This window comes from Mesorhizobium sp. M7A.F.Ca.AU.002.02.1.1 (assembly GCF_003998535.1).
GTDB classification, from domain to species: Bacteria; Pseudomonadota; Alphaproteobacteria; order Rhizobiales; family Rhizobiaceae; genus Mesorhizobium; species Mesorhizobium ciceri.
In genome coordinates, this window is the sequence record NZ_RZPB01000272.1 from 1 (window position 1) to 7,372 (window position 7,372).

At 61.9% G+C, this 7,372-nt stretch carries 5 protein-coding genes and 1 tRNA gene; 4 read left to right on the forward strand and 2 right to left on the reverse strand.

Features of this window, described 5'->3' with window-relative positions:
• Positions 1-1,994, reverse strand: a 1,994-nt coding sequence (gene ppdK, locus EN879_RS17680) for a pyruvate, phosphate dikinase (protein ID WP_127274155.1), incomplete at its 3' end; no start/stop codon positions are given.
• 222 nt (positions 1,995-2,216) lie between these two features.
• On the opposite strand from ppdK, the gene EN879_RS17685 reads away from it, so the two are divergent.
• From EN879_RS17685 to EN879_RS17700, 4 genes are all read left to right on the forward strand, one after another.
• Positions 2,217-2,561, forward strand: coding sequence for a VOC family protein (locus tag EN879_RS17685; protein ID WP_013532745.1), 345 nt, complete (start codon positions 2,217-2,219; stop codon positions 2,559-2,561).
• A gap of 127 nt (positions 2,562-2,688) precedes the next feature.
• Positions 2,689-2,763, forward strand: a tRNA-Gln gene (locus EN879_RS17690).
• A 221-nt stretch (positions 2,764-2,984) separates the two neighbouring features.
• The gene (locus tag EN879_RS17695) at positions 2,985-5,075 is read left to right on the forward strand and encodes a glycosyltransferase family 25 protein (RefSeq protein ID WP_013532746.1); all 2,091 of its coding nucleotides are present in this window, start codon (positions 2,985-2,987) and stop codon (positions 5,073-5,075) included.
• Positions 5,076-5,243: 168 nt separating this feature from the next.
• The gene (locus EN879_RS17700) at positions 5,244-6,116 is read left to right on the forward strand and encodes a phytanoyl-CoA dioxygenase family protein (RefSeq protein ID WP_164745819.1); all 873 of its coding nucleotides are present in this window, start codon (positions 5,244-5,246) and stop codon (positions 6,114-6,116) included.
• A gap of 86 nt (positions 6,117-6,202) precedes the next feature.
• Here the strand turns inward: EN879_RS17700 and EN879_RS17705 are convergent, their stop codons facing one another.
• The gene (locus EN879_RS17705; RefSeq protein WP_013532748.1) at positions 6,203-7,102 is read right to left on the reverse strand and encodes a LysR family transcriptional regulator; all 900 of its coding nucleotides are present in this window, start codon (positions 7,100-7,102) and stop codon (positions 6,203-6,205) included.
• Positions 7,103-7,372: the final 270 nt, after the last annotated feature.

The following is a 7,372-nucleotide window of genomic DNA, read 5'->3' on the forward strand; positions in this document are numbered from 1 at the left end:
GTGCGCTGCCTGAGCTTGTCGGGCGACACGTTCATGGCGGCGGCGACCTCGGCGATTTCAGCCTCGGTCTTGGGGAGGAATTCGTGCAGCGGCGGATCGAGCAGTCGGATCGTCACCGGCAGGCCGGCCATGATCTCGAACAGTTCGAGGAAATCCGAGCGCTGCATGGGCAGAAGCTTGGCGAGTGCGGCGCGCCGGTCCTTTTCGGTGTCGGCCAGGATCATCTCGCGCATGGCGACGATGCGGTCGCCGTCGAAGAACATGTGCTCCGTGCGGCAAAGCCCGATGCCTTCGGCGCCGAAGGAGCGCGCCATGCGCGCATCGAGCGGTGTTTCGGCATTGGTGCGCACCTTCATGCGCCGCACCGCGTCCGCCCATTCCATGATGGCGGCAAAATCGCCTGACAGTTCAGGCTGCAGCATGGCAACCGCGCCCTTCAGCACCTGGCCGTTGCCGCCATCGATGGTGATGATGTCGCCTTTGCGGAAGGTCTGCCCCATCGAGAGCAGCGTGCCGGCCCTATAGTCGACGCGCAGCGAGCCGGCACCCGAGACGCAAGGCTTGCCCATGCCGCGCGCCACCACCGCGGCGTGGCTGGTCATGCCGCCGCGCGTGGTCAGGATGCCTTCCGCCGCATGCATGCCGTGGATGTCTTCGGGACTGGTCTCGATGCGCACTAGGATCGCCTTGCGCCCTTGTGTCTTCAAGTCCTCGGCGTCAGCTGAGGAAAAGACGATCTCGCCGGTAGCGGCACCGGGCGAGGCCGGCAGTCCGATGCCGATGACGTCGCGCGCGGCCTTGGGGTCGATGGTGGGATGCAGCAACTGGTCGAGCGAGGCCGGGTCGATACGGGCAACGGCTTCCTCTTTCGTGATGAGCCTGTCGCGCGCCATCTCGACGGCAATTTTCAGCGCCGCCTTGGCGGTGCGCTTGCCGGAGCGGGTCTGCAGCATCCACAATTTGCCGCGCTCGATGGTGAATTCGAGATCCTGCATGTCGCGGTAGTGCTTCTCCAGACTATCGGAGATGGTGACGAAGGACTGGAACGCGTCAGGCATCAGCTTCTGCAGCGACGGCTTGTCCGAGCCTGCTGCGATACGCGCCGCTTCGGTGATGTTCTGCGGCGTGCGGATGCCGGCAACGACGTCCTCGCCCTGCGCGTTCACCAGGAACTCGCCATAGAGCATCTTTTCGCCGGTCGATGGGTTGCGCGTGAAGGCAACGCCGGTGGCCGAGGTTTCGCCCATATTGCCGAACACCATGGCCTGGACGTTGACCGCCGTGCCCCAGCTTTCGGGAATATCGTGCAGGCGGCGATAGGTGATGGCGCGGTTGTTCATCCAGCTCGAGAACACGGCTGATATCGCGCCCCAGAGCTGCTCATGCGGATCCTGCGGAAACGGCCTGCCAAGCTCTTCCTCGACTTTGGCCTTGTAGAGCGCGATGACGCCCTGCCATTCGAGCGCCGTCAGTTCGGTGTCGAGCTCGTGCCCGAGCCCGCCCTTCTGGTCCTCCAGGATTTCCTCGAACACTTCGTGGTCGAGACCCATGACGACATCGGAATACATCTGGATGAAGCGGCGGTAGCTGTCATAGGCAAAGCGCGCATCGCCGGAATCGGCGGCCAGCGCCTCGACCGTCTCGTCGTTCAGGCCGAGATTGAGGACGGTGTCCATCATGCCGGGCATCGAGGCGCGAGCGCCAGAACGCACCGACACCAGCAGCAGTTTCGACGGGTCGCCGAACCGACGACCGGTCAGCCGGCCGATGTGATCGAGCGCGACCGCGACATCGGCTTCCAACCCGGCCGGATAAATACGGCCGTTGGCGTAGTAGGCGTTGCAGACCTCCGTGGTGATGGTGAAGCCCGGCGGCACCGGCAGCCCCAGGCTGCACATCTCGGCTAGGTTGGCGCCTTTGCCGCCCAGGAGATTCTTGTCGCTGGCACGGCCCTCCGCCGCACCATCGCCAAAGGTGAAAACCCATTTGGTCATGCATCGCTCTCCGGTTGCAGGAGATTGGAAAGATTGGCGAAACGGAAAGTTCCGCCGGTCCGCCCTTGGAGCGATATGATGCTGCAGTGCGAAAGGCAAGGCGTCGGCAAAGCCGCCCGGCCACTACAATCGATTAAGCAAAGCCGTGCCTCAGGATGCGGCAAAAAGGTTTGCTATGCCGGGGATTCTGGAGTAGAACATACAGTGAACAAAGAGGTGGCTATGAAACTGTCCGGAAAACTCGACTATCTGGAAATGCCGGCTACGGGCGGAACGCTGGACCGGCTGAAGGCCTTCTACAGTTCCGCCTTTGCCTGGTCGTTCACTGACTATGGGCCGACCTATTCGGCCTTTGCCGAAGGCCTGGACGGGGGTTTTCAGGCCGACGCCGCCGAAGCGCCATCGAAGCCGCTGCCGGTGCTGTACAGCAGGGATCTGGAGGCGACCCTCGAGGCTGTCGAAAACGCCGGCGGCACGGTCGTCAAACCGATCTTCGCGTTCCCTGGCGGCCGCCGTTTCCACTTTGCCGATCCGGCCGGCAACGAGATGGCGGTGTGGTCCGAATAGCCAGCTGGTGCCGTCTGGTGGCGTTGCTTTTGCTGCCCAAACAGGCGTTCTCACCACCATTCATGGGGCATTGTGCTTTTTGGCTGCTCTGCTAATAACGCGCCGCACAAGCGACTCTGACGGCAATTGGGGCGTCGCCAAGTGGTAAGGCATCGGTTTTTGGTACCGACATTCCCAGGTTCGAATCCTGGCGCCCCAGCCATCCCGCTCAGGTCCGTTCCGGACACTTAGGACCGAGAGTACCTTTGCGATCTTCCATGAAGCCGATCGGCTAACAGTTCGATTGTGTCATAAATTCAGATGAGCCAAAGCCGTCGCGGCAAATTCAGGTCTTGCACATGATCTGGATAGTGTCGCCTTGAACATCTCCTTCTTTCCATACATAGGTCGGCCGGGTGGGTGGCGGCTCAACATGGAACTTCAATGAACCTTCCTATCTTCGCCATCAACCTCGATCGCGAGACCCAGCGCTGGAGCGAATTGCTCGCCAGCGCCGAAGCGGCAGGCCTGACCTTGCAGCGCATTGCCGCCGTCGACGGCCATGCGCTTGCCAAAGAGGCCTGGACGGAGATCGATCTGCCAGCCGCACGCAAGCTGAGCGGGCGCGACATCCTTTCCGGCGAATATGCCTGTTACCGCAGCCATATCCAGGCGCTGGAAACGTTCGTGGCCGGTGGCAGCGCCCATGGCCTGATCGTCGAGGACGACGTCCTCTTCAGCGAAGACACCATGCGGCGCATCGAGGCCGTCATCGCGGCGGTGCCGGATTTCGACGTCATCAAACTGATCAACCATCGCATCAGCTTCTTCATGCGCGCCGTCGAGACGGCGGAAGGCGACGAGATCGGTCGTGCGCTGCATGGCCCGCAAGGCTCGGCCGCCGCCTATCTGGTGACGCGGGAGGGCGCGCAGGGTCTGTTGTCGGCGCTCGCCGTCATGAAAATGCCATGGGACGTCGCGCTCGAACGCTTTTGGGATACCGGTCTGAAGGTCTATTCGGCCCGCCAAAACGTGCTTGGCTTCGCCGCCAGCAGCGAGATCTCCGGCATAGCCGGTCCCTCGGGAAGCTACAAATCCGCAAGGTTGGGGGGGCCGAGCCGGCTACGTGCCGGGGTGTTGCGGGCCAGTGACGAGCTGCGCCGCCTGCATCACGTCCTGCTGCGGCCCCCTTTGCCGCGAGATACCCTGGACTATGCCAAGGACAACGCGCCGCGCCACACCTTGCTTCTGTTGCTTGCGGCACTCGCCGTTCTCGCCATGGTTTCCGCGGTGTGGCGCGAGGCAGACACCTACCGCTATGCGGGCCTGGCGCTGGCCCTGGTCGCGGTCATCCGCTGGTTCAGGGTGGATTTGTGGACCTACAGCAAACCACTGATCGGTTGGGTCGGCTTCCTGTGTCTGGGCTGGTCGCTCTATGTCTTCATCCGACTGGCGATCGTCTATTTCGGCACCCACCAGTTGGGTGGCGCCGAAGGCATTTACATGTTTCCGCTGTTCTATGCGACGACCGGATTCGCCTTTCTGCTGTTTGTCAGGCAGCCCGCACGGCTGGTCCTCTGGTTCATGATCCTCAGTCTTGTCTTCCTGGCGGCGGACACCGCCTGTTCGAACATGTTTCAGGATATCCAACCGGCCCCGTGGCTTTTCAACAATCCCATCCACGCGTCGGTGGCGGCCGGTTTCATCTTCCTCTGCACGCTGCAATTCATGGCTTACACGGCCCAGAGAACGGACCTCGGGAAAGCAACCAAGAACCTTTATTGGGCGCTGTCGACAGCCGTCCTGCTGCTTGCCGTCGTCAATATCATCGAGATGCGGTCAAAGGGCGTGTGGCTTGCGCTTGCGCTTGCGCTGCTCCTGTTGACGGTCATGACCCTGGCGAGAGGCCATCGCCGCGAACTGTTGGTTTCGGGTGGCGTGCTGGCGATCGTGGCGGCCGGCATTGTCGCAACACACAACATCTTCTCGTCCACCGCCGGCGACACCATGACCTTCGTCAAAACCCTGGTTCCGGATGTGTTCAGGCATGGCGTCCTTCCCGCATTCGACCGCGCCATCGCGAGCGATGCGGTTCCGCTTGCAGCCAAGGAAAGGCTGATGCTGTGGGCGGATGCGATCGATATCTGGAAACGCCACCCGATCTTCGGAGCCAGTTCCAGCTGGCTGACCGAGTGGGAGAACAGAACCTATCATCCCATGATCTTAAACGTCTTCCACAATGGTTATCTGGAAATTGTCGTGCGCTATGGTGTGGTCGGACTGGCGTTCTTTGCCTTTCTCTACACCTGGTCGGCCAGGCAGGTTCTGCTGGCCATGCGAGCCAAGCTTGTCGCTCCGGCCGCATGGTCCTGTTACATCTCCACACTGGTTTTCTTCGCCCTCAGCATCCTTACCAATTCCAACAACCGGCTGGCCATGGGTGAGGCCTTCATGTGGTTTGCCGCGGCGTTCGGCTTCTATTGTTTTTATGTTCGCCAGCAGAAGAACCTTGTCGCGCCGCGAACCTATTTTTAGGGCCTGCCGGCGCAGCACGTATCTGATCAGCCGGTTGCGGCCAATGCACCTTTGAGGCCCCGCTCAATTTCCCGATAATCGGGAAAGTCGATGCCAAAATCCACGGCTTATCGCCGGCAACCCGTTTGTTACGATCGACACAGATCACAGACGGGGGTTGTCACGGATATGCTGACGGACAGGCAGGCACGCGAAGCGGTGGAGCAGTACCGCGAGGAAGGATATGCGGTCGTTCGACAATTCGTCGACGGCGACGAGATGATCCGGCTGAAGAAGGAAACCGATGCGGTCTATGCCGATGGCCTCAAGCATCACGCCACTTTCCGGCACGGCAACCTGAATTTCCAGATCCTGCCTGAATCGGACTTTGGCCAACGATATGTGCTGCAGGCTTACTGGTTTTCCTGGATCAATTCCTATTTCGAGCAGTTCCGCCGCAATCCCGACTATCTGAAGCTGCTCGAGGGTCTGATCGGCCGCGACATAAAACAGATCGCCCAACAGCTGCACTGGAAGCCGCCCGGCGCCAATGTCACGGGTTATCGCTTCCACCAGGATCTGCGCTTCCGTAACCAGGCCGCCTTCGACAATGTCGCCGACGCCACCGTGACAACAGGCCTCGCGGTCGATCGGGCGACGCTGGACAATGGCTGTCTTCAGGTCGTGCCCGGCAGCCACAAGCTCGGCTATCTCGGCCTGTCGGACGAGGGAACCGGCGAGCTGATGAAGGGTCTGACCGCCGAAGAAGAGTTGCGCAAGGTCGGCATCGACCCGGCGACCATCGTTCCGCTGGTGCTGGAGCCGGGCGATCTTGCTTTATGGGGGCTGCTCACCGTGCACGGCTCCTCGCCCAACAGGTCACAGCACGACCGCGCCTTTGCACTGTCCAGCTATGTGCGGGCGGATACGACGCAACGTGGCGAATGGGCGTTCAGGGACGGTGTTTCGGTGCCGCTCGGCAAGACGCCGGCACTGTGCAAATACGAAAAGCTCTTCGAGGAGCCGGGACCGATGTACGACACCACCGCCTGGTGGAAATGACGCTGCCGCGTCGGGCGACGGGGGCAGCAGGGGCCTGGCGTTCGCGCCAGGCCCCTGACGGCGTTGGCCGGCAATCGGGCAGCATTTCAGGCGGTGAAGTCGGCCGACAGTTCGCGGATCAGGAAATCGACGAACGCGCGCACCTTGGCCGCAATATAGGTGCGGTGCGGATAGAGTGCGTAGATCGGGCTGGAGCCGGGGCGAAACTCATCCAGCTGCACTTCCAACCGGCCGTCGCTGATCGCAGCATCGACCAGCAGGCTGGGCAGATTGCCGATGCCGAAACCGGCGGTGGTCATCTGGTAGGCGGCCTCGACGCTGTTGGTCGAGATGCGCCCGCCGACAGCCGCATCGAAAGGGCCGTCTGGTCCGATGAAAGGCCATGTGCCAAGCCGCTTGGCGAAATTGCTCAGCACGCAGGAATGGCTTGCCAGCTCATCCGGGTGGACCGGGCGGCCGTTTGTGTCCCAATAATCGGGCGTGGCGCAGACATAGTTGCGAACTTCCCCAAGCCGGCGGGCAATCAAGGCGGAATCGGCCTGACCGCCGAAGCGGATGGCGACATCGTAGCCTTCCTCGACAATGCCGACGACATAACGCGCGGTGAGGTCGAACTCGATCGTGGTGAGCGGGTTCTCTTCGAGGAATTTCGGCACCAGCTTGGTTATGCGCGTGTGGCCCAGAACATTGGAGCAGGAAACCCGGATCAGGCCGCGCGTCTCCTTGTGAAGGCCGCGCGTCGAATCCTGCAGTTCGGAAATGTCGTCGAGCAGGATGCGGGCACGCGGAGCATAGTCGCGGCCCGCCTCTGTGAGGCTGAGGCGCCTTGTGGTGCGATTGATGAGCCGGACGCCGAGGTCGTCTTCCAGTTCCTTGATGGTGCGGCTGACGGCCGTCGTCGACATGTTGAGATCGCGCGCCGCCGCCGACAGGCTGCCCAGCAGGCAGACCCGATCGAACACCCGCATCGCCGTCAGAAGATTCATCTTGCCTTCCCCTCGCCGTCGCGGCCCCGCCGCCATCCGCTGCGTCTTGTAGAAAACAGCGCCCAGCAACGACGCGGCAAGGGCATTCCACCGAATTTGGGCGTAAAATCAACAATGGGAGAACCGATATGACATCCAGACCTCTTCATCCGGCGATCGGCACATTTGCGAAAGGCGCGAAGAGCGGCGCGCTTGGCCGCCGCGAGTTCCTGGCGTTGGCCCGCGCCGGAACCGGTTGACCGATGAGCCCATAGGCAATCGCCGTGCTGG

Bases quoted from the DNA above. Each gene is read 5' to 3' on its own strand.
- EN879_RS17685 (WP_013532745.1), top strand. From the start codon at position 2,217: ATGAAACTGTCCGGAAAACTCGACTATCTGGAAATGCCGGCTACGGGC.
- EN879_RS17695 (WP_013532746.1), top strand. From the start codon at position 2,985: ATGAACCTTCCTATCTTCGCCATCAACCTCGATCGCGAGACCCAGCGC.
- EN879_RS17700 (WP_164745819.1), top strand. From the start codon at position 5,244: ATGCTGACGGACAGGCAGGCACGCGAAGCGGTGGAGCAGTACCGCGAG.
- EN879_RS17705 (WP_013532748.1), bottom strand. From the start codon at position 7,102: ATGAATCTTCTGACGGCGATGCGGGTGTTCGATCGGGTCTGCCTGCTG.